Below are 21,535 nucleotides of genomic sequence, written 5' to 3' on the forward strand. Positions count from 1 at the left end.
ATTCAAAGGGAATGTTTGAATCAGTTCTTTTTTTCATTTCTTTGAAATACCTCATACATATTATTCATGATCGTATCATATAAAACAGCAAGTTTATCCCACCCCCAGCGATTACTATCGACTTCTTTTTCCCCACAGTCGATAATATCGGTATGGTCAGTAATTTTATACGCTTTTTTAACGATAATAGGAGCAATCTTCGGTATACGTGGGATTTCCTTTAAGGTATCTGCAAAGTTTCCAATGTAGACATGACCGATGATTTCGATTGTTAATGATTTATCCGATATATTGAGCACGGTATGAAATTGATTTGTATGTTGTTGTTTTAAATATTGAGCTAACTTAAATGGAGCATGCTTCTTCTTTAATACGCGGCGAAGGCTCTCTGTATTTTCGATATGAAGTGATTTTTCGCGAATAAGGACACGAATATCTTCTCCCATAAAAGGTATTGTGTTGTACATAGATGATTCTCCTTAAAACCTTACATATGTTTGCGTTATGCATATGTAAGTCTAGCATGGTTTGTTCTTTATGTGTGCTTACAGTTTTGTAAGGTGAGTAGTAAAGCAGTGCAAAAGTTATTTGTATAAAGTGACGATACTGTGACAAACATGTTGGTATACATGTTACGATGTCGTCTTAAGTGTAAAAAGTAGGATGTTCTCGGTATAATAACAAGTGGAGATAAAAGAAACTATAATGAGTAGTAGCTGTAGATAAAAGGAGAAGAAGAGATGAAGAAGGTTTTGGGTATTGCTGTAATGGGAAGTATGATCCTTCTAGCAGGATGTAATGGAAATAAGGATACGAAAGAACCGAAAGAAAAGGTAGAGCAATCTACAGAACAAACAGAAGAAATGAAAGAATACCTTGCAGTACATGAAAAATACGATTTGAAAATGAATAAAGAAATTAATAACGCACTGCAGTTATTTGAAGTGGCAAAAGAAAAGGGCGGTAAGGAAATAACGACTGCTACATATAAAGAAGATGTGCAAAAGGTAACAACGAGCATGTTAGAAGATATTGATCATATACGAAAAGAAATTCGTGTTCCGAAGTCGAAAGAGCAAGAACATGAGGTATATGTCGGTTTCTTGAATGAATCGGAACAAGCAATGAAAAAATTACAGAAGTTAGCTAAAGAAGAAGATTCATCGTTGATTCGTGATATAGAAATTAATTTTGCAACAGCATCGACATACTATAAACGTTTTCAAGCAGAAACGAAAAAATAACCTTGCCTATGCAAGGTTATTTTTTCTTCTTGCCATCTCCATCTTCATCCTCGGATACTAATATCTTCTGTTCTTCGTGAAATTCGGAAATAGTTTGCCCGGTAATATTATCGAAAGGGGTATAAAAAGAAGTGATACTTTTCTTTTTGATGAAGAGTTTGTAGAAGCCGATGATGACAAGTATAACGATTGTTAAGGGTAATCCTATAGTAGCTAGAAGTAAGGGGTCCATCTTATAACTCCTTTCATATCTTTTTTTATTATAAGCGAAATACGATATAGATAAATAAAAGTATTAAAAACTGATTTTTCTAAATATATCCAATTTGATTGACTTTTCATTTTTTCAGAATTATAATTCGAAATATACAATTTGAACCAAATAATAATATAGCAATTTACTTATCCAGAGAGGTAGAGGGACTGGCCCTATGACACCTCAGCAGCGGGTTCTGTAATAGGAACACCGTGCTAATTCCAGCAAGCAAGTCTTGAAAGATAAGTGATGGGCCTTTGTTTATTAAGCCTTGATCTTATTTTTTAAGATCAAGGCTTTTTGTATTCTAAAAAGAGAAAAGGGAGTAATGGAAAAAGTACGTTTATAAAACTAAGTAAATATATGTGTTTAGGGGGTTATTAGGGTGTATGTAATTAAAAAATTATCAGTTATGGTGTTCACGCTATGGGTTATTACGACGGTGACATTTCTAATTATGCATATTATTCCGGGGGATCCATTTTCATCAGATGCAAAAATCTTTCCTGAAGAAGTGATCCAAAACATGAGAGCGAAGTATCACCTTGATGAACCGTTATGGAATCAATATGTTGCTTATTTAGACGGCGTAGTTCATTTTGATTTTGGTGAATCTGTTCAATCAACCGGGCAAGGTGTATCAGAAATTATAACAACTGGTTTTGGTCCATCAGCAATTATTGGTTTACAAGCACTTATTATTTCATTGCTAGTCGGAATTGCTGCAGGTACATTTGCTGCTCTCTATCATGGGAAGGTAATTGATTACGGTGTAAGTTTACTTGCCATCCTCGGTATTTCTATTCCGAGCTTTATTTTAGCACCACTATTTATACAAGTATTCGCTATTCAATTCGAGCTCTTACCAGTAGCTTCTTGGGGTACATTTGAACATACGGTATTGCCATCCTTTGCATTAGCGTTAGGACCAATCGCAGTGATTACAAGATTTGTTCGCTCTAATATGATCGAAGTACTGCAGAGTGAGTATATTAAGTTAGCGAGAGCGAAAGGTATACCGATTAAGAAGATTATTATAAGACATGCTCTTCGAAATGCAATTGTTCCGGTACTTACATTTGTTGGACCATTAATGGCGGGACTTTTAACAGGTACTTTCGTTATTGAAAAGATTTTTTCAATTCCTGGTCTCGGAAAATATTTTGTAGATAGTATTTTTAATCGAGATTATCCAGTGATTATGGGAACAACCATTTTTTATAGTGCACTTTTAATTGTATGTATTTTTATTACAGATATTATTCATCGTATTGTTGATCCACGTATTCGTTCTATTACGTAAGGAGGGGGATGTTTAGATGGGAGCTTATGAAATTAATGACCAGTTATTAACAAATGAAGAGAAGAAAGAATTAACGATAAATAAAGATCAGCAAAAGATTAGCCGAAAGAAAGAAGTGTTTCGTAAGTTTGTATCGAATCCAATCGCAGTTTTAGGATCAGTGACGTTATTACTCATTATTGTTTTCTCACTTGTTGGTGAAAGTTTAACGCCATTTACTGCGAGTGAACAAGTAAAAGAGGCAACAAACTTACCACCTAGTAGTGAGCATTGGTTCGGAACAGATGATTTGGGAAGAGATATATGGGCACGTACTTGGGCTGGCGGGAAAATTTCATTAACAGTTGGATTAGTGGCAGCTGCTCTTGATATAGGACTTGGTGTGCTAATCGGAGGATTTAGTGGATATGTGAGAGGGCGCAATCGCCTTGGGACATTAATTGATGAGTGGATTATACGAGGAATCGAAGTGTTATACGGTATCCCGTATTTATTAATTGTTATTTTACTATTAATTGTTATGAAACCAGGTCTTTTTACCATTATCATCGCCCTTGCATTAACAGGATGGATTGGTATGGCACGTCTCGTTAGGGCGCAAGTCTTATCTTTAAAACAAAGAGAGTTTGTTATTGCAGCGGAGCGATTAGGTACATCCCATATGAAAATTATATACGGGCATTTAATTCCGAACTTAACGGGCATTATTATCGTAAATTTATCATTTACAATTCCCGCAGCTATTTTCTCAGAATCATTTTTAAGCTTTATCGGACTAGGAGTGCAATCACCGGCAGCAAGCTGGGGGACGATGACGAATGATGCACTTGGGACATTATTGAGTGGAGAATGGTGGCAGCTATTCTTCCCAGCAATCATGATTGCGCTCATTATGTTCGCATTTAATGCGATTGGTGATGGTTTACAAGATGCAATTGATCCAAAAATCGTAAAACGGAATCGAAAGGAGAAAAAACATGGGACAGCTCTTATCTTTAGAAAACGTAACGTTAGCCGTTGAAAAAGAGAATAGTAACCAAGCAATTGTGAAGCATGTTTCCTTTTCTATTAGCGAAGGTGAAATAGTTGCACTTGTAGGAGAAAGTGGTTCAGGGAAAAGTGTTACAGCACAATCTATTATCGGCTTAAATCAAGAATCAATTCATATTGATGATGGAAATATATCTTTTGAATCAAAGGAATTAACGAATCTACAAGAATCAGAATGGAATCAAATTCGAGGGAAAGATATTTCGTTTATCTTTCAAGACCCACTTTCATCTTTAAATCCGACGATGAAGGTGGGAAGGCAAATTACAGAGGTGATTTTGCAACACGAAAAGAAATCGAAAAAAGAAGCAAAAGAAATTGCGATTAACTTATTAAATGATTTAGGGATACATGAAGCAGAGAAACGCTTTGAACAGTACCCACATCAATTAAGTGGAGGCATGAGGCAACGTATTTGTTTAGCAATCGCATTTGCCTGCCACCCCAAACTCGTTATTGCGGATGAACCTACGACAGCATTAGATGTAACAATTCAAAAGCAAATTATGGAGTTATTAAAGGAAAGAAAGGAAAAGAAAAATACGAGTATTTTACTAATTACGCACGATTTAGCACTTGTACGTGAAGTAGCGGATCGAGTAGTTGTGATGTATGGAGGACGTGTTGTTGAAAAAGGAACGATAGAGGAAGTGATAGGTTCCCCTAAACATCCATACACAAAAAGCTTATTACAAGCAATTCCGAATATGGATGATTCTGAAAAAGTATTACGTGCAATAGAAGGGACGACACCTTCCATTGAGACGTTAAATAGCTTTGGTTGTCCTTTTGTAAATCGTTGTCCAGTAGCGATAAAAGAATGTATTCATCGTTTCCCAGAGAGAACAACATATTCCAAGGAGCATAGTTCACATTGCTGGCAACATGTTCTGGAGCATAATAAAGCGAAATCAAAAGAGAAGGTGAATGCCTCATGACGACAGATTTAATTACTGTAAAGCAAGTAACAAAAACATATGGAAGTAAAAATAAAGAAATCGCAGCGTTAAAAGACATATCACTTTCTATCCCGAAAGGAACAACGCTTGGCATTATTGGAGAAAGTGGTTCAGGAAAAACAACACTTGGTAAGCTCATAGCTGGGATTGAGAGCCCAACGTCTGGTGAAATTGATTATAACGGTCAAGTTGTTCACAAGTTGAAGGCAACTCATAAACGTGATTTCTTACAGAAAGTACAGTTTATTTTTCAAGATTCCACAGCAGCATTAAATCCGCGCTGGAAAGTACGCGATAGCGTAACGGAAGGCTATATTTCATTTGGTTTAGGTGATAAAGGATTGAAAGATAAAGTAGCAGGTGATGCGCTAGAGCGTGTTGGGTTAGATAGACGATATATTGAGCGCTATCCGCACGAATTTAGCGGAGGACAACGTCAACGAATTGCTATTGCAAGAGCGTTATTGTGTGAGCCGGAAGTATTAATTCTTGATGAACCAATTTCGGCATTAGATGTTTCGCTTCAAATCCAAATTGTGCACTTGCTGCAAAAAATTCAAAAGGAACAAGGTTATACATATTTATTTATCGCGCACGATTTACCGATGGTTCACTATTTATGTGAAAAAGTAGCTGTCTTATACAAAGGAGAACTTGTTGAATTTGGAAATACGGACGAAGTATTCCGTAATCCACAACATTCTTATACAAAAACACTATTGGCATCAACATCAAAAATTTCAGGTTAAAGGAGAATGTAGGATGAAGAAGTTTTTACTGTTTGTCATTATGACTGTTTTAGCAATTACTTCTGTCGCTTGCGGTAAGAAAGAGACGCAAAAGGCGAGTGCTGGTAAGGGAGAAGGAGATCGATTAGTAACGAATATTGGTAGCGATCCATATACACTTGATTCCGCTATTGCGACAGATAGTACTTCAGGTTATGTAATTGGACATTTATTCTCAAGCTTATATACGCAAGATAGTGATGGAAAATATCAAAATGAATTAGCAGAGAAAGAAGAAGTAAATGCTAATGGAACTGAGTATACAATTCATTTAAAGAAAGATATTAAATGGTCAGATGGTTCTCCTATTACAGCAAATGATTTTGAATTTGCATGGAAGCGATTATTAAATCCGAAAACGGGTTCTATGAATGCGACAGAAATGTATTTTATTAAAGGGGCAGAGGCATACAATACTGGAAAAGGTGAAGAAGGACAAGTTGGTATTCAAGTTGTTGATCCTCAAACATTAAAGGTAACACTTGAGCACCCAGTGTCTTCCATTAAACAAAAATTAGCAAGCTCATTATTCATTCCATTATCAAAAAAATCAATTGATGATAATAATAAATTAAAAACAGATCCAAAAGAGTTAATTACGAACGGACCATTCACATTAAAAGAATGGAAGCATAATCAGGCTATTACGGTACAAAAAAATAAAGAATACTATGATAAAAAGGTAACATTAAAAGAAATTGAGTTTCGTATTATTCCAGATTCTAAAACAGCGTACCAATTATACAAATCAAAAGAATTAGATTTACTAAGTAGTTTACCGCAAGAAATGATTGAGAAAGAAAAAGGAAATAAAGAATATAAACGTGTTGCAGGATTTTCATCTTATATTTATTCGTTTAACGTAGAAAAAGAGCCGTTCACAAATGCGAAAGTACGTAAAGCATTCTCATTAGCAGTTGATCGTAAGTTTATTGTTGAAAAACTGTATAAAAACAATGCACAAGAAGCAAATGCATTCGTTCCAGAAGGAGCAAAAACACAAAGTGGGCGTGATTTCCGTAAAGAAAAAGGTGGTTACGTTAAATTTGATCCAGCAGAAGCGAAAAAATTATTAGAAGAAGGTATGAAAGAACAAGGCTGGTCTACATTACCTGAAGTAACATTAAAATTCACTACAGATACACAACATAAAAAAGTAGCAGAAGCAATGCAAGAAATGTTTAAGAAAAATCTTGGCGTAGATATTAAATTAGAAAATAAAGAGTGGAAGAGTTACATCGACACATATAAGCAAAGTGATTTCCAATTAGCTTATATGGGATGGGGCGGTTCTCTATTAGACCCAATTACTAAATTAGATTTATATGCAGGTGATGGTCCAAACAATTATGCAAAATGGCATAATAAAGAATTTGATGCTTTAGTGAAGAAAGCAGAAGTAGAACAAAATGAAGATAAGCGTTTTGATTTATTGCATAAAGCGGAAGATATTATGTTTACAGATTCACCATTAATTCCAATTATATTCCCGTCGGATTCCTATTTACAAAAACAAACGGTATCTGGACTTCAATATTATGTTGGATCTAAACCAGATTTAAGATATGCAAAAATAAAGAAGTAGGCAACCGCCTACTTCTTTATTTTATTTCTCTTTTATATTCTTTTTTCGTTCCATCAGAGAAGACAACTTCTAAATCGAATTTTTGATAGTCTTTATCAAGTTTGAACACGTTCACTACTTGATCGATTACTTCTTGGTCAGGAGTATCTTTATCAAATTTTAATTCTTGTAGAAGTGGGCTTAATTTTGTGATAGCCTCGTCTCCTGTTAATTTTACATCTGCTTTATGATCTTCAATTTTTGCTTCCATTTTCTTGTCAGCTGCTACATTTTTATAGTCTGCTTCGTAGTCTTTCTTTGTATCTTGGTAGTCTGCCTTTAAATCGAATTCATTGAAGTTTAGTTTTAAATCTGCAGGAGCCTCATTTTTTGCTTCTTCAGTCGTCTTTTTATTAGAAGTTGTGTCTTCTTTGGCAGGAGCTTTACATCCTGTTAATGCAGGTACTAGCATAAGAGCTAATAAAACTGATAGTAGAATTCTCATTATAAATTCCTCCTTATGTAAATTCGTTCTATACAAGTTTTTCCCAAAAACATGTAATTATGTATGTGTTGAAAATAAATTATTATCCTGCAGTCACAAGGACTAATCCGCAATTTAAATCAAAAACGATTTGTATGTATATGGTAAATTGAAGTTGTGAGGGAGGGGCTAAAATGCATGAAGAATATAAAGAGATAATAAAAAAATCAATTGAATATATAGAGAATCACTTACATGAGGAGCTTACAACAGAAAGAGTGGCATCCCACAGTGCAGTATCGATGTACCATTTTCATCGCATCTTTCAAAGATATGTTGGGATGAGTGTAACAGATTATATTCGAAAGAGAAGGTTAACTCATGCTGCGCAAGTTTTAGTGTCAACGGAGAGAGCTGTTATTGATATTGCAGTGCAATACGGTTTTTCCTCACAAGAGGCATTTACGAGAGCTTTTAAAAGAATGTTTCAATTGCCACCAAAGAAATATCGAAAGTACTTTCAGTCATTTTATATAGAAAGAGAGGGTGTTTCAATGCAAAAAGGTATACCGAAAGGATGGATCTTAAGTGGAAGTCATCCTGCTGAATATGAGATGGGTTTAGATTATGAAGTTGTCCATCAAGGAAAAGTATCTGCATACATAAAAGCAAAAGAGAATGTTACGCATGGAGGATTTTCAACATTAATGCAAATGTTCCGAGCGGATAAATATGTAGGGAAGAGATTACGTTTTACAGCATTTATTAAGAGTGAAAATGTAAGAGATTGGGCAGGATTGTGGATGCGAGTAGATGGAAAAGATACAGAACCGCTCGCTATGGATAATATGCAAAATCGCCCCATTAAAAATACGAATAACTGGCAATCGTACTCGGTTGTATTAGATATAAAAGAAGAAGCACTTGGTATTGCATTTGGTGTTTTATTATCAGGAGAAGGTTGTGTGTGGCTAGATAGTATTCGATTTGATGAAGTAGATGAAAAAATCCCTTCAACAGATTTGGCAGAGAACTTTTATGAAACACTTTTAGAAGATCCGGTGAATCTACAGTTTGAAGAAGTAGAAAAATAAAAACAAGGAGAAAAGATATGCTCAAATATGTAAAACTAATAAGTATTAGTTTAGTAATATCGTCTTGTATTATGGGAATTAATTATTTAGTTAGCTATCTTTGGTCAGGGCATATACCTTCTTTGACGTGGAGAACATATTTGATGTTTGTGTTTATATTTATGATGAGTTTTGGTTCAATGCAAAAAGAAGGAAAAGAGGATTATTGACAATAGTCTTTTTCGCCTTTCTTTCATTAACACAAATGGTTGTAACTGTGCCACATGAAATGCTTTCTAAAACATATCAAACAATTAGTGAATTATTTCCTGCAACATATGCAGCGAATGGCTATTATACAATAATATTTGGAGGAGTTAGTTTAGAGAGAAATATTATTTCATTATTAGTTATTGTATTGGTTACACAATCAGTAGCAGTGATGACTTTAGCTATAAAAGGAATGGTAAAGGGAAGAAGAAGCTCTGTAGTTAAAGAAGTATAAAATAAAAAGGTATCCTCGGTGGGATACCTTTTTATTAGCACTTATTATTTTGTAACTTCTGTCCACTTGTAGTTAAACTCACCACCGAAGTCAGTTGTTACAAGTCCTTTAATGAAAGAGCGTTGTAAGTAAGAACGGCCTTGTTGGTATAAAGGAGCGACAGCGCCGTCTTGTAATAGAATTTTTTCAGCTTGCTTCATTGCTTCAAAGCGTGCTTTTTCATCGCCAGCTAAATCTGTTTTCACTTTATGAATTAGCTCATCGTACTCTTTGTTAGAGTATTTATCGAAGTTATAAGCACTATCTGTTGTAAATAAATCTAAGAATGTAATTGGATCAGCGAAGTCAGGGCCCCAGCCGTCAATACCAATTTCATAGTCACCACTTAATAGTAGTTTTAGCTGTTGTTTACGTGGTTGTGGTTTTAAATTCACTGTTAATCCATCTAGGTTCTTTTCTAATTCACCTTTTAAATATTCACCAGTCTTTTTAGCTAAAGCATTGTCACTTGTTAATAGTTCGATTGTTACTTTGTCAGTACCAAGTTCTTGTTTTGCTTTTTTCCAGTTTTCTTTCGCTGTTTTCACATCATCCTTGACTAGATTTCCATTTTCTTTACGGAAGTCATTGCCTTCTGGGCTCTTTGCAAATTTCGCAGGAACCATTCCTTCAGCTGGAACAGCGCCGTTATTTAAGATTGTTTCTACGTAAGCTTTTTTATTCATTGCGCCGTTAATAGCAAGGCGTGCATGTTGATTTTTTAATGTTTCATTTTTCTGATTTAATCGTAAGAATTGAATACCGACTTCAGCGCGTTCTTTGAAGTTTGGATCGCTCTTATATTTATCAACAAACTCTGCAGTTAAAGCAACACGATCAATTTGTCCTGAATCATATAAGTTCACTTCTGTAGACTTATCTTTAACGACATTGAAGTTGATTTCTTCTAATTTTACAGTTTTAGCATCCCAATAGTTAGGATTTTTCTTCAATTGGAAGCTTTGTTCATGTTTCCAGTTATCTAATGTGAAAGCACCGTTATAAATTAAATGATTTGTTTCTAAACCATATTTATCGCCTTGAGACTTTAAGTACTCTTCATTAATTGGTAAGAATGTTGAGAATGTAGTTAAGCTTAAGAAGTAGGGAACAGGACGGTCTAGTTGTACTTCTAACGTTTTATCATCAACAGCTTTGACCCCTAGTTGATCAATTGGCAATTGTTTTTGGTTTATTTGTTTCGCATTCTTTATATCGAAGAATAAGAATGCGTATTCAGCTGCTGTATCAGGATTTACGGCACGTTGCCAAGCGAAGGCAAAGTCCTTTGCTGTAACAGGAGTACCGTTTGACCATTTTGAATCACGGAGATGGAATGTATATTTTGTTTTATCGGGACTAATGTCAACCGACTCAGCGACACCAGGAACCGGTTTATTATCTTCTCCCATTGCATATAGCCCTTCAAAAACATTACGCATTACGTTCATGGATTCCCCATCCGTTGCTTTTGCAACATCCATTGTTGGAATTTCTGAAGCGAATGATAAGTTAATTGCCTGTTTATCAGGTGCTTTATCGTTTGCTTTCGCTCCGCTTGCATTATCTTTATTTCCCCCGCAAGCAGTTAGTAATAGACTTGCCCCTAAAACAGATGCAACAACAGGTACAACTTTTTTCTTCATTGTTCGTTCCTCCCTAAATGTGTTGTTCGTAACGTCATAATGTCATAATGTCCGTGTCTTGAAGTAGCTATAGAAGGAGATAAAACCTATTATAAATATTTGTTTATAGGTAATCAGGTGTTCTATATGTATATACATGTTGAACTATAATCTATCGTTATATGTTTCAACGTAGTAGACATTATATTTTGATGGTGAAATATTTTGTTTCTTTGATTATTTAGAATATTAACACTGAAAAGAACTATATGTCAATAATAAAAATAGATTGTTAATTTCTCAGAATAATATATTAAAAAAGCAGATTCTCATGTGTGAGAGAACCTATTTTTAATATATTTTGCTAAAAAAACAATTGGTGTGGGCTAATAATAAGTGGGGATGAAGAAACCCCAACTTATTAAAGTTTCACTTTATTTTTCAATTTTTGCCCACTTGAAGTTTAATTGACCTGCAAAGTCTACTTGCACAATTCCTTTCACATAAGAACGTTCTAAATAAGATTCGCCTTTTTGGTAAAGAGGAGCGATAACAGAGTCTTTAAATAATATTTTCTCGGATGCTAGTAATGCTTCCCAGCGAGCTTTTTCATCACCAGCTAAAGTTGTTTTCACTTTTGCTATTGTTTCATCGAATTCCTTATTAGAGTAATGATCTAAGTTATAAGGGTTATTCGTTGTAAATAGCTCAAGGAATGTAATTGGATCCGCAAAGTCAGGGCTCCAGCCATCAATTCCGATTTCGTAGTCACCTTTTAATAAAAGCGAAACTTGTTGCTTACGCGGCTGAGGTTTTATATTTACTGTTAATCCATCTAGATTCTTTTCTAGTTGTCCTTTTAAGAATTCACCAGTTTTCTTATCAAGGTCAGCATCACTCGTTAATAATTCTAATGTTATCTTTTCAGAACCAAGCTCTTGTTTAGCTTTTTTCCATAACTCTTGTGCAGATTTTGTATCAACTTTTGTTAAATCGCCGTTTGCAGTACGGAAGTCTTTTCCTTCAGGTCCTTTTGCAAAGTTTTTTGGAACGAGACCAAATGTTGGTGTAGAGCCATCATTTAATAACGTATTTACAACGGATTTTCTATCAATTGTTTGATCAATTGCTTGGCGTGCAGAAACGTTTTGAAGTACTTTGTTTTGTTGATTCATACGTAAAAATTGTACGCCTACGTTTGGACGTTCTTTAAAGTTAGCATCCTTTTTATATTTATCGACGAAGTCAGATGTTAGTTTTATACGATCTAATTGTTTTGACTCGAATAAATTTACTTCTGTTGATTTTTCTTTTACGACATTAAAATTGATTTCTTCTAGTTTGACAGTATCTTTATCCCAATAGGTAGGGTTCTTCTTAAATTTAAAGCTTTGTTCGTGCTTCCAATCGCTTAGTGTAAAAGCTCCATTGTACAAGATTGTATTATCTTCTAAAGCATACTTATCACCTTGTACTTTAAAGAATTCCTCATTAATTGGTAGAAATGTTGGGAACGCTGTTAAGCTAATAAAATAAGGAACAGGACGCTCTAATTCTACCTCAAACGTATGGTCATCAACTGCTTTTACACCAAGTTGGTCGGCTGGAAGTTCTTTGTTGTTAATTTTTGTTGCGTTTTTAATATCAAAGAATAAAAATGCATATTCAGAGGCTGTTGCTGGATCTACGGCACGTTGCCAAGCGAACACAAAATCTTTAGCTGTAACAGGAGTGCCGTTTGACCATTTTGAATCTCGCAAATGGAATGTGTATTTCGTTTTATCGCCACTTACTTCATGAGATTTTGCAACACCAGGAACAGGTTTGTTACCTTCACCAAGATTATACAAACCTTCAAATACGTTTCTCATTACTTGACCAGAATCAGTATCTGTAGCACGAGCCGTATCCATTGTTCGTATTTCAGTAGGTGAAGATAAGTTTAAAACCTGTTTACTAGGTGCCTCGTCTTTTGCATTTGCTCCGCTTGCTTCGTTTTTATAACTACCGCAACCAGTTAATAAAATACTTACTCCTACAACTGATGCAATACCGGGTACAAACTTCTTTTTCATTTGATTTTCCTCCTAAATAATTAAGTTTGGATGATGATGAGGGAAATGAAAAATAAAAAATCCCTCTTTTCATATTGAGAAAGAGGGATTTTTACGTACAAGTTATGCACCCGTATATAAACGAAGTCCCTCATTCTATCTTTCAAGCATAAAGCTTGCAGGAAGTGGCACAGTATTCAAAATGAACCTGTTGCCGAGGTTTCAAAGGGCCAGTCCCTCCACCTCTCTTGATACAATGAGTAAACGAATAAATTTTATTAATTTTTGTGTTTCTTTGATAATTCAAAATCTTACACCTTGAATAATGAAGTGTCAACTAAATGAAATATAGTTTAAATTTTCAGTTTTCTTAAATAGAAAAACCACTGCATATGGCAGTGGTTTTTCTACTAGAAGTTAAAGTTATCTGGATCTGGACCAACGCGACGATCTTCATTTAAAGCTTGAATTGCTTTCATATCATCAGCACTTAATTCAAAGTCGAAGATGTTTGCATTTTCAATAATGCGATGTTCTTTAATTGATTTGGGAATTGTTACAACTTCGTTTTGTAAATCCCAACGTAAAATAATTTGCGCAGTTGATTTATTATATTTTGTCGCAATTTCTTGTAACGTTGGATTATCTAGTAGTTGTCCTTGCATTAATGGTGACCAAGCTTCAAGCTGGATATTATGTTCTTTACAGAATGCATGTAACTCTTCTTGTGCTAAACGTGGGTGGTATTCCACTTGGTTGACCATTGGCTTAATTTCAGCAATTTCAAATACGTCTTGTAAGTGGTGAATGTGGAAATTACTCACACCGATAGCGCGAACACGGCCATCTTTATAAAGTGTTTCTAATGCTTTCCATGATTCAGTATATTTCCCTTTTACAGGCCAATGTACTAAATATAAATCTAAATATTCTAGACCTAATTTCTCTAATGTAGTTTCAAATGCTTGAAGCGTTGTTTCATATCCTTGATCGCTATTCCATACTTTTGAGGTAATAAATAATTCTTCACGTGAAACACCGGATTCACGAATCGCTTGCCCAACGCCTTCTTCATTTTGATAGATTGCTGCAGTATCGATGCTGCGGTAGCCATTTTTAATTGCTGCTTTTACAGAATCAATTACTTCTGAACCATCTTCTACTTTAAAAACACCTAAACCAAACCAAGGCATTTTTACACCGTTATGTAATGTTGTATAGTCTTTTAAATTTGTTAAAATCATATTATTTCCCCCTAGCTTTTTTGTTTGTTGCTTCTACTGCTTTTTGAATTGCCTCTGAAAAATTATATTCGTATAAAGTTTTGAGACCTTCAGCTGTGGAACCACCTGGCGTTGTTACTTGTTCGCGAAGGTTAGCTGGATTTTGCGTTTGTTCAAGCATAGAAGCAGAGCCAGAAATCATTTGAATGACAAGATGTTTTGCGGTTTCTTCATCAACTCCATAACTTTTTGTTGCTTCAATTAAGCTTTCAGCAAAGTAATAAAGGAAGGCTGGTGCACTTCCAGTAACTGCAGTAAGCTGATGAACTTCTTCCTCAGTACAAAGTTGCGAAGTACCAATACCTTTTAAAAGTAGTTGCAGGGTTTCTTGATGTATCTCGTTTACTGATTGTCCCATTGTATATAAGGAGATAGACTTTCCAATTTCAGCAGCTGTATTAGGCATAATCCAAGCAACAGGCGTGCCTTTTGGGAGTCTAGCTTCTAAATAAGATGGTCCAATGCCAGCTGCTACTGTTACGACTAGTTGATTTGATATTAACGGAGATAGCTCAGCTAATAACTCTTCATGAGCCGAAGGTGGCATTGCTAAAACAACCGTATCAACAGATGTAACATGCTGTTTCCAATCTGTTGTAGTAGACACATTATATTGATGTTGTAACTGTTTTAGCTTTTCTATGTTGCTTCGGTTAGAGACGATAATTTCTTCGATGTACTCTTTGCTTGTTTTAAGTAATCCGGAAAATATAGCTTCTGCCATACGACCGGCACCAATAAATAAAATTCGATGTTTAGTTAGCATATCCTTTATTCCTTTCTAGTAGAGATATGTTATAAAAACGATATCATCTTTAAGAGAATTTTGTAAAAAGAAAAGACTTACCGTAGATGGAATGGATAATGAGAAGGAGGAAATTCATGCTAATATTAGCTATTATTAATCTCTTTATATGTGTAGCTGGTTTGCTAGAGTGGAAGAGCAATTATAAGGGGCAAGAACATACAAATAATTATATCTAGAAAATAATTAGAATTAAAAAACCCCTGAAGTACATATGCTTCAGGGGTTTACTAATAGAATATAAGATTATGCTTTTGTCATACCAAGTAATACAGCGCCGCCGATAATTAAAACACTACCTAGTGCAATAAAGATCAATTGACGTTTTGTTTTCTTTTCACCTAAGAATACAATCGCACCGAATGTTGAGATAACGATTCCAGTTTGAGATAATGGGAAGCTTGTTGCTACTCCAACACGTGGTAATGAAAGAAGTAAGAATAAGTTTCCAGTTCCCCATAGTAAACCAGACAAAGCATTACGGATTGCATATTTGTTAAATGGTTTATGTTTAGACGTCAGTACAACCGCACCAACAAACATACCAACTGCTTGTGGTAAAATAGCAGACCAACCATCGATATTATACCAACGAATAATAATTACATATACAAGATAGCCGAAAGTAGAAACAATTAAAGTAAGAAGTCCTTTTTTCAATTGTCCAGGTGGCTGAGCATTTTCTTTATCATCTAATGATGTGAATACAACACCAACTACGATTAATAGGATTGCAATCGTTCCCAGAATGATCGTTGTAGTAGTAGTCCACTCACGGAAAGCGATAACCCCAAAGATAGAAGTTGCAACAAGTTGCATACCAGTAGAAATCGTTACAGTAGTTGAAACACCTAGTTTTTCAACTGTTTTTAATTGGTTTACTTGTCCTAAAGCCCAGAATAAACCTGAAATAAAACCAACAATTAAGATTGTCATTGTTAAAGCTGGTTGAGTAAATACATACATAATTGTTGCGAAGAATAGAGCACCGATTGTCATACCTACCGTTTGGCTATATGCACCACCGCCCATTTTTACGCTTACTAATAAGATGTTTCCCCATGCAATTGCAGGAAGAAGCGCTAATAAAATGTCCATTACAAGACTCCCTTCGGTTTGCTATACCAATATAGTTACATATCGTTCTAACGATCGGTAATGCCCCACTAATAGAGTAGAAGATTACCGATCGCTAAAACAGGATGAAGAATTCACGATATAAATGCGTTTTCATTTCTTCATTTTTTGAAACACCTTCATATAATAACAGGAAATTGCCTATTTTAGAAAGTGAATTCAAATAAAATGTATATTTTAATAAGAGGTAAAATTCAGTTATTTCCCGGTGGTATATTTTATTTCCTAAGAAATAAAGAAGCAGCTTCGAAAAAAGCTGCTTTAAGAGTTAGTAATTCTTTTATTAATAAGTTGAATACATAGTAGAAATACGAGTGACATACCGATAGTAATAACTACAAGTGTCCATGCGAGTTGCATATTACTTGCATCAATAGCCATGTAAATTGCAGTTGGGATTGTCTGTGTTTTACCAGGAATGTTCCCGGCAAACATAAGTGTAGCACCAAATTCACCGAGCGCGCGGACAAAGCTCAAAATCATCCCGCTTAGTAAGGCAGGAAATGCGAGCGGAAGTGTAACGTGCAGAAAAACTTGATATTCACTTGCGCCAAGGTCACGAGCACTTTCTTCAATTTGTACATTTGCGATAGAAAATCCCGTTTTCGCTGATTGGTACATAAGCGGAAATGCAACAACTGTAGAAGCAATGATCGCAGCAGTAGATGTGAACATAATAGACTGCTGAAATAATGATTCAACCCACTTTCCGATCGGGCTGTTGTTTCCAAAGATGATAATGAGAAAGAAGCCGATAACAGTTGGTGGAAGTACCATTGGTAATAAAAATATGGTTTCTAATAGTACTTTATATCGCCATGAGGAGCGAGCTAGTGCTCGCCCGACAATTGTCCCTAAAATTGTAACGAGAATAGTGGCGCATGCAGCTACTCTTAAAGATAGAAAGACAGGCGATAAAATAGCATCAATGCTCATAGTAATTACGACAGGACTGTAAATCCATATTTTTTAAAGATAGATTGTGCATCTTTTGACTGCAAATACTCATAAAATGAAGTCGCCTCTTTCTTATGTTTAGATTCCTTTATAACACCTAAAGGATAGTGGATTGGCTCATGAGAAGTAGCTGCTGCTGTCTCACCAATCTTTACTTTATCCGAAATGAGAGCATCTGTTTTGTATACGATACCAGCATCGACATTCCCTGTTTCTACATATGTTAACACTTGGCGAACATCTTTTGTAAATACGACTTTATTTTGAACATCATTCCAAAGGTTTTCGTGTGTTAGAGAAGCCTTTGCATATTTGCCAGCAGGTACAGATTCAGGTGTACCAAGTGCAATTTTTTTGATTTTCTCATCTTTTAAATCTTGAAATTTTGTAAGAGAACTATCTTTAGGGATGACTAGAACTAGTTCATTTCCAAGAAGATTTTTCCCCTCTTTTTCATTAATGAATCCTTTTTTTACAAGGGTTTGGAATTTATCTTCTGCTGCTGAGAAGAATAAATCAGCAGGTGCACCTTGTTCAATTTGTTGTTGAAGTGCTCCAGAAGCACCGAAGTTAAAAGAAAGTTTGATATTTGGCTCTTTTTCTTTATATTGTTTTTCGATTTCTTTTAATGCATCTTGTAAGCTTGCAGCAGCTGAGATAGTCAGTTCAACTGTTTTATCCTCTTTAGCAGCTGACTTTGTATGCTTTTCCCAACTTGTACAAGCAGCGCTAAATATAAGAAGGAAAGAAAGTATAAGTGCCCCGATGGAACGTAATATAAATTTATTCATAAAAAAATCCCCTTTCATTTTGACACATCTAATTATAACTAAATATAACTAAATATAACTAGTTATAATTGAATGTAATTTGAACATATGTCTATTTTTAAAAAATAGGAGAAATATTCTTTTCTTTGTTACAATGAAAGAAGAAAGTGAGGAATCGTCTATGGATCATCATTCCTACACAACGGAAGAAGTAGCAAAGCGATTAAAAGTATCAAAATTAACTGTATACGACTTAATTAAAAAAGGAGAACTTCCTTCTTATAGAGTTGGTAGACAGATGCGCATTGATGCAGCAGATTTAGATCAATATATAAAGCAAATGAAAACAGGGAAAGTACAAGTTAATCCTGTGAAAAACGATGGTAGTAGTATCTTGAACACGTGTATTATTAGTGGTCAAGAACTAACGTTAGATATGTTAGCTAAACGTATAGAAAATCGTTTGCCAAGTTCTAATGTTTTAAGAGCGTATCAAGGTAGCTTAACGAGTTTAGTGAAAATGTATCAAGGAGAAGGAAGTATCGTTAGTTTGCATTTGTTTGATGGTGAAACGGGTACATATAATATTCCTTACGTAAAACGTATTTTAGTAGGACAGCCATGTCTTATGATTAATTTATTGTCCAGAAATGTAGGGTTTTATGTTCAAAAAGGAAATCCGAAGAAAATAAAGACATGGGCTGACATATCCGGGTCCACTATAAAGTTTGTGAATCGAGAAAAGGGTTCTGGTATTAGAGTGTTAGTGGATGAACAATTACGAATCCTAAAATTAAATAAAGCTGATATTAGTGGATATGAATGGGAAGAATCGAATCATCTTGGTGTTGCCACGCAAGTTGCAAATGGAAAAGCTGATGTAGGAGTAGGTTCAGAAAAGTTTTCGCAAATTGTAAATGTGGACTTTATTCCAATCATGAAAGAACAGTATGATTTAGTAATTTTGAAGAATAAAGAAAATGAAGAGCTGATTGAAGTTGTGAAAGACATTCTGCAATCGGAAGAATTTCATAATGAATTAAATGCGATTGGCGGATATGATATTACGAAAACAGGTCAAATTGTATATGAAATAAAGTGAAACTTTAATCAGTGTGGGGGTTCTTCATCCCCCACTGATTATTAGCCTTCACCAATCGGACTTTTATGGGCAGCCCGACCCCCACCTAATTTCTTTGCTTTCGCTGAATTTTGAGGTGGGGGTCTTACTGCCCATTAAAGCGGGACAAACTAAAAAGCTGCTTGTCTATAAGACGAGCAGCTTTTTCTATATATAAAGGGGTTTGGGGAAACAAAGTGTTAAATAAGACCTTGAGCAAGTGTATAAATGAAAGCCGTAAGAAGAGTAGCTCCACTTGCAAGTCCGATAAAGTCTGATTTGTTGAAAGTAATGTTGTTCATTATAATCTCTCCTTATTTGTTTAATGTAGTTGCAACAGCTTTTGCATCGACAAGTGCGGATAGCACCATGCCCATTGTATTTAAAAATTTATTTGATTTCATATTGTTCATCATGCGTATCCGCTCCTTTTCGAATAGTTGTTGCCCTGCTTATGTCTTAATTATAGGGAATATGGATACTTCCAACTATCGAATTAGCTTACGAAAGACTTACACTTTTGTAAGAAAAAAAGACATTCATGTAAGAATGTCTTTCACAGCATATTGATATGATGATGGTCTTCAATAGTTTTTAAAAAACTACGCATTGAATTCGTCATATAGCTATCTTTACGGCGTATGAAAACCGTTGAAATACTGCCGTATTTTTCAGGAATTGCATGACAATGTACCTTACCTGCTTTAGAAAGATGATGGACAGCAGACTGTGGTACGAGTGTAATTCCGAGACCGAGTGCAACACTGTTTAATATTGTCTCTAATATATTGAATTCCATAATTCTTTTTGGTAGCAAACCTTCGTCTTTAAGCCAACGTTCTAGTTTGGAGCGGTATCCACATCCTTGGTTAAAAACGAGTAGAGGCGTTGTTGTAAATTCTTCTATATGAAAGGCTTTATTTTGTGTTATAAGCATTAATTTCTCTGTACTAACATCGTATTGTTCGATTAGTGGATGTTTAATAGGACCTGATATAAAGGCGCCATCTAATTGATGATCAAGTACTTCTCTAATTAATTCTTCTGTTAGACCCGCTTGTAATGATAAATCGACATTCGGATAGCTTTTATAGTAAGAAGATAAAATGGTAGGCAGTGTACTTACTGTTTCGACTGTACCGATTTTTAATATACCAGAAGGTGTTTCGCTATCTAAAAATACTTGTTTTAGTTCGTCGACATCTTGCAAAATTTTACTAACATAAACGAGCATTTTTCTTCCTTCAGCTGTTAAAGTCATTCCTCGTTTATGGCGGTAAAAGAGTGGGGTTTTTAATTCGTTTTCTAGTTGTTTAATACGTGCAGTTACATTTGATTGTACATAATTTAATTCCTTTGCTGCGCTACTTACACTACCCTGATCGGCAACGCTTTTAAAGATTTGTAAGTCTCTTAATTCCATTTTGTAATCCCCCTTGATGTTAACTATCATTATAAATGATAGTTAACATCATTTTGAATCATTTTACGTGATATATTTTTTCTTTTACAATTCTCTTTGTGCAAATAGAAAGAAACGGGGGATTGCGGTGAGAAGAGGTCAAATGATAATAGGGGCTTTGGCGTGTTTAATTGCGAGTATGTCATGGGGAGCGATGTTTCCAGTTGCTGATCATGCGCTAGAATACATAGATCCATTTTATTTTTCGCTTATTCGCTATGGAGCAGTGGCGATAATGCTGATTGTATTGTTGTTAGTGAAAGAAGGAAAACAGGCATTTTGTTTAGAGGGAAGAGGAAAGTTACTCGTCTTTTTTGGAACGATGGCATTTACAGTATATAATGTCCTCATATTTTTAGGGCAAATGTTAATGGGTAAGTCGGGTGTAATGGTAGCTTCCATTATGGAAGCACTTATGCCGATGATTTCTATTTGTATTTTATGGGGATATAAGCATATAAAACCGAAGAAGTATATGATAACGAGTATGGTTATTGCTTTTGTAGGAGCTGTGTTTGTTATTACAAAAGGTGACATGAGTTTCTTTGTAACATTGAAAGATAATATGTTCCCATTAGCATTTATATTTATTGGTGTTGTAGGGTGGGTTATTTATACGATGGGTGGTCAAACTTGTAGTGATTGGTCAACATTACGTTATTCTACGTTGACGTGTGTATTCGGTACGACTGTTACAGGAATTATAACGGTAATTATTACGTCGCTTGGATATATTTCAGTTCCGAGTATGGGAACGATTTCTATTGTGAAATATGATTTGTTATTCATGATGACATTGCCAGGTATTGTAGCGCTACTTGCTTGGAACTATGGTGTGAAAATTTTATCATCCATTAATGGGATTTTATTTATTAATTTTGTACCAATTACGACTTTAGCTATTATGATGATGCAAGGGTATCAAATCACAATGTTTGATATTATAGGGACTGTACTTGTTATTGCAGCGCTTATTCGCAATAACGTTTGCCAGAGAAAAGAAGAAAATATAAATAAGAGAGTTTTACAAGAAGAACAATTACGTCAAGCTGTTTAA

At 35.0% G+C, this 21,535-nt stretch carries 23 protein-coding genes and 2 riboswitches; of the genes, 11 read left to right on the forward strand and 12 right to left on the reverse strand.

Features of this window, described 5'->3' with window-relative positions:
* Positions 1 to 20: 20 nt before the first annotated feature.
* Positions 21 to 467 (reverse strand): hypothetical protein, encoded by a 447-nt coding sequence (locus tag BC_RS01045; protein ID WP_000282859.1) that lies wholly within the window; start codon positions 465 to 467, stop codon positions 21 to 23.
* Positions 468 to 740: 273 nt separating this feature from the next.
* Between BC_RS01045 and BC_RS01050 the strand changes: the two genes are divergently transcribed.
* Positions 741 to 1,244, forward strand: a complete 504-nt coding sequence (locus tag BC_RS01050) for a hypothetical protein (RefSeq protein WP_000756525.1) — start codon at positions 741 to 743, stop codon at positions 1,242 to 1,244.
* 16 nt (positions 1,245 to 1,260) lie between these two features.
* Here BC_RS01050 and BC_RS01055 read toward each other — a convergent pair whose 3' ends face one another.
* Complete coding sequence (locus BC_RS01055; RefSeq protein WP_000371388.1) at positions 1,261 to 1,476, reverse strand: DUF3951 domain-containing protein; 216 nt, start codon at positions 1,474 to 1,476, stop codon at positions 1,261 to 1,263.
* 167 nt (positions 1,477 to 1,643) lie between these two features.
* Positions 1,644 to 1,749, forward strand: a riboswitch (SAM riboswitch).
* Positions 1,750 to 1,885: 136 nt separating this feature from the next.
* Here BC_RS01055 and BC_RS01060 point away from each other — a divergent pair.
* From BC_RS01060 to BC_RS01080, 5 genes are read left to right on the forward strand one after another with little or no spacing between them, the layout of a single operon-like run.
* Positions 1,886 to 2,803, forward strand: coding sequence for an ABC transporter permease (locus BC_RS01060; protein WP_000289311.1), 918 nt, complete (start codon positions 1,886 to 1,888; stop codon positions 2,801 to 2,803).
* Positions 2,804 to 2,819: 16 nt separating this feature from the next.
* Positions 2,820 to 3,824, forward strand: coding sequence for an ABC transporter permease (locus BC_RS01065; RefSeq protein WP_000501525.1), 1,005 nt, complete (start codon positions 2,820 to 2,822; stop codon positions 3,822 to 3,824).
* Positions 3,781 to 4,791 carry an ABC transporter ATP-binding protein gene (locus tag BC_RS01070; protein WP_000531262.1) on the forward strand — a complete coding sequence of 337 codons (1,011 nt, stop codon included), beginning with the start codon at positions 3,781 to 3,783 and terminating at the stop codon, positions 4,789 to 4,791. The genes BC_RS01065 and BC_RS01070 overlap by 44 nt, the downstream gene beginning before the upstream one ends.
* Positions 4,788 to 5,561 carry an ABC transporter ATP-binding protein gene (locus tag BC_RS01075; RefSeq protein WP_000205674.1) on the forward strand — a complete coding sequence of 258 codons (774 nt, stop codon included), beginning with the start codon at positions 4,788 to 4,790 and terminating at the stop codon, positions 5,559 to 5,561. The genes BC_RS01070 and BC_RS01075 overlap by 4 nt, the downstream gene beginning before the upstream one ends.
* A gap of 13 nt (positions 5,562 to 5,574) precedes the next feature.
* Positions 5,575 to 7,185, forward strand: a complete 1,611-nt coding sequence (locus BC_RS01080; protein WP_000714117.1) for a peptide ABC transporter substrate-binding protein — start codon at positions 5,575 to 5,577, stop codon at positions 7,183 to 7,185.
* A gap of 16 nt (positions 7,186 to 7,201) precedes the next feature.
* Here BC_RS01080 and BC_RS01085 read toward each other — a convergent pair whose 3' ends face one another.
* Entirely contained in the window at positions 7,202 to 7,669 is a 468-nt protein-coding gene (locus BC_RS01085; protein ID WP_001221552.1) for a YusW family protein, read from the reverse strand.
* A gap of 173 nt (positions 7,670 to 7,842) precedes the next feature.
* Between BC_RS01085 and BC_RS01090 the strand changes: the two genes are divergently transcribed.
* From BC_RS01090 to BC_RS01100, 3 genes are read left to right on the forward strand one after another with little or no spacing between them, the layout of a single operon-like run.
* Positions 7,843 to 8,742 (forward strand): helix-turn-helix transcriptional regulator, encoded by a 900-nt coding sequence (locus BC_RS01090; RefSeq protein ID WP_000544202.1) that lies wholly within the window; start codon positions 7,843 to 7,845, stop codon positions 8,740 to 8,742.
* A gap of 17 nt (positions 8,743 to 8,759) precedes the next feature.
* Complete coding sequence (locus BC_RS01095; RefSeq protein WP_000922547.1) at positions 8,760 to 8,951, forward strand: hypothetical protein; 192 nt, start codon at positions 8,760 to 8,762, stop codon at positions 8,949 to 8,951.
* On the forward strand, positions 8,948 to 9,226 hold the full coding sequence (locus BC_RS01100; RefSeq protein ID WP_000156944.1) for a hypothetical protein: 279 nt from the start codon (positions 8,948 to 8,950) through the stop codon (positions 9,224 to 9,226). The genes BC_RS01095 and BC_RS01100 overlap by 4 nt, the downstream gene beginning before the upstream one ends.
* 44 nt (positions 9,227 to 9,270) lie before the next feature.
* Here the strand turns inward: BC_RS01100 and BC_RS01105 are convergent, their stop codons facing one another.
* The 7 genes from BC_RS01105 to modA all read right to left on the reverse strand — a co-directional run bounded on the left by BC_RS01105 (position 9,271) and on the right by modA (position 17,917).
* Positions 9,271 to 10,911 carry a peptide ABC transporter substrate-binding protein gene (locus tag BC_RS01105; RefSeq protein ID WP_000731086.1) on the reverse strand — a complete coding sequence of 547 codons (1,641 nt, stop codon included), beginning with the start codon at positions 10,909 to 10,911 and terminating at the stop codon, positions 9,271 to 9,273.
* A gap of 413 nt (positions 10,912 to 11,324) precedes the next feature.
* Positions 11,325 to 12,965 carry a peptide ABC transporter substrate-binding protein gene (locus tag BC_RS01110; protein ID WP_000726483.1) on the reverse strand — a complete coding sequence of 547 codons (1,641 nt, stop codon included), beginning with the start codon at positions 12,963 to 12,965 and terminating at the stop codon, positions 11,325 to 11,327.
* A gap of 132 nt (positions 12,966 to 13,097) precedes the next feature.
* Positions 13,098 to 13,202, reverse strand: a riboswitch (SAM riboswitch).
* Between the two features lie 152 nt (positions 13,203 to 13,354).
* Positions 13,355 to 14,188, reverse strand: a complete 834-nt coding sequence (locus BC_RS01115; RefSeq protein WP_000604155.1) for an aldo/keto reductase — start codon at positions 14,186 to 14,188, stop codon at positions 13,355 to 13,357.
* A 1-nt stretch (position 14,189) separates the two neighbouring features.
* The gene (gene proC, locus BC_RS01120; protein ID WP_000956251.1) at positions 14,190 to 14,993 is read right to left on the reverse strand and encodes a pyrroline-5-carboxylate reductase; all 804 of its coding nucleotides are present in this window, start codon (positions 14,991 to 14,993) and stop codon (positions 14,190 to 14,192) included.
* A 285-nt stretch (positions 14,994 to 15,278) separates the two neighbouring features.
* Positions 15,279 to 16,130: a GRP family sugar transporter gene (locus BC_RS01125; protein WP_000353544.1), complete on the reverse strand. Its 852-nt coding sequence runs from the start codon at positions 16,128 to 16,130 to the stop codon at positions 15,279 to 15,281.
* Positions 16,131 to 16,430: 300 nt separating this feature from the next.
* Positions 16,431 to 17,105, reverse strand: a complete 675-nt coding sequence (gene modB, locus BC_RS01130) for a molybdate ABC transporter permease subunit (RefSeq protein ID WP_000020526.1) — start codon at positions 17,103 to 17,105, stop codon at positions 16,431 to 16,433.
* A gap of 5 nt (positions 17,106 to 17,110) precedes the next feature.
* Entirely contained in the window at positions 17,111 to 17,917 is an 807-nt protein-coding gene (modA, locus tag BC_RS01135; RefSeq protein WP_001031846.1) for a molybdate ABC transporter substrate-binding protein, read from the reverse strand.
* Between the two features lie 160 nt (positions 17,918 to 18,077).
* On the opposite strand from modA, the gene BC_RS01140 reads away from it, so the two are divergent.
* Positions 18,078 to 18,998, forward strand: coding sequence for a substrate-binding domain-containing protein (locus BC_RS01140; protein ID WP_033685430.1), 921 nt, complete (start codon positions 18,078 to 18,080; stop codon positions 18,996 to 18,998).
* Between the two features lie 218 nt (positions 18,999 to 19,216).
* Here the strand turns inward: BC_RS01140 and BC_RS01145 are convergent, their stop codons facing one another.
* Together BC_RS01145 and BC_RS01150 are read right to left on the reverse strand one after the other, a co-directional pair.
* Entirely contained in the window at positions 19,217 to 19,318 is a 102-nt protein-coding gene (locus BC_RS01145; RefSeq protein ID WP_001060017.1) for a DUF3948 family protein, read from the reverse strand.
* A gap of 254 nt (positions 19,319 to 19,572) precedes the next feature.
* Positions 19,573 to 20,439 (reverse strand): LysR family transcriptional regulator, encoded by an 867-nt coding sequence (locus BC_RS01150; protein WP_000423031.1) that lies wholly within the window; start codon positions 20,437 to 20,439, stop codon positions 19,573 to 19,575.
* Between the two features lie 127 nt (positions 20,440 to 20,566).
* Between BC_RS01150 and BC_RS01155 the strand changes: the two genes are divergently transcribed.
* Positions 20,567 to 21,535 (forward strand): DMT family transporter, encoded by a 969-nt coding sequence (locus tag BC_RS01155; protein WP_002182372.1) that lies wholly within the window; start codon positions 20,567 to 20,569, stop codon positions 21,533 to 21,535.

This window comes from Bacillus cereus ATCC 14579, assembly GCF_000007825.1.
Classification (GTDB): Bacteria; Bacillota; Bacilli; order Bacillales; family Bacillaceae_G; genus Bacillus_A; species Bacillus_A cereus.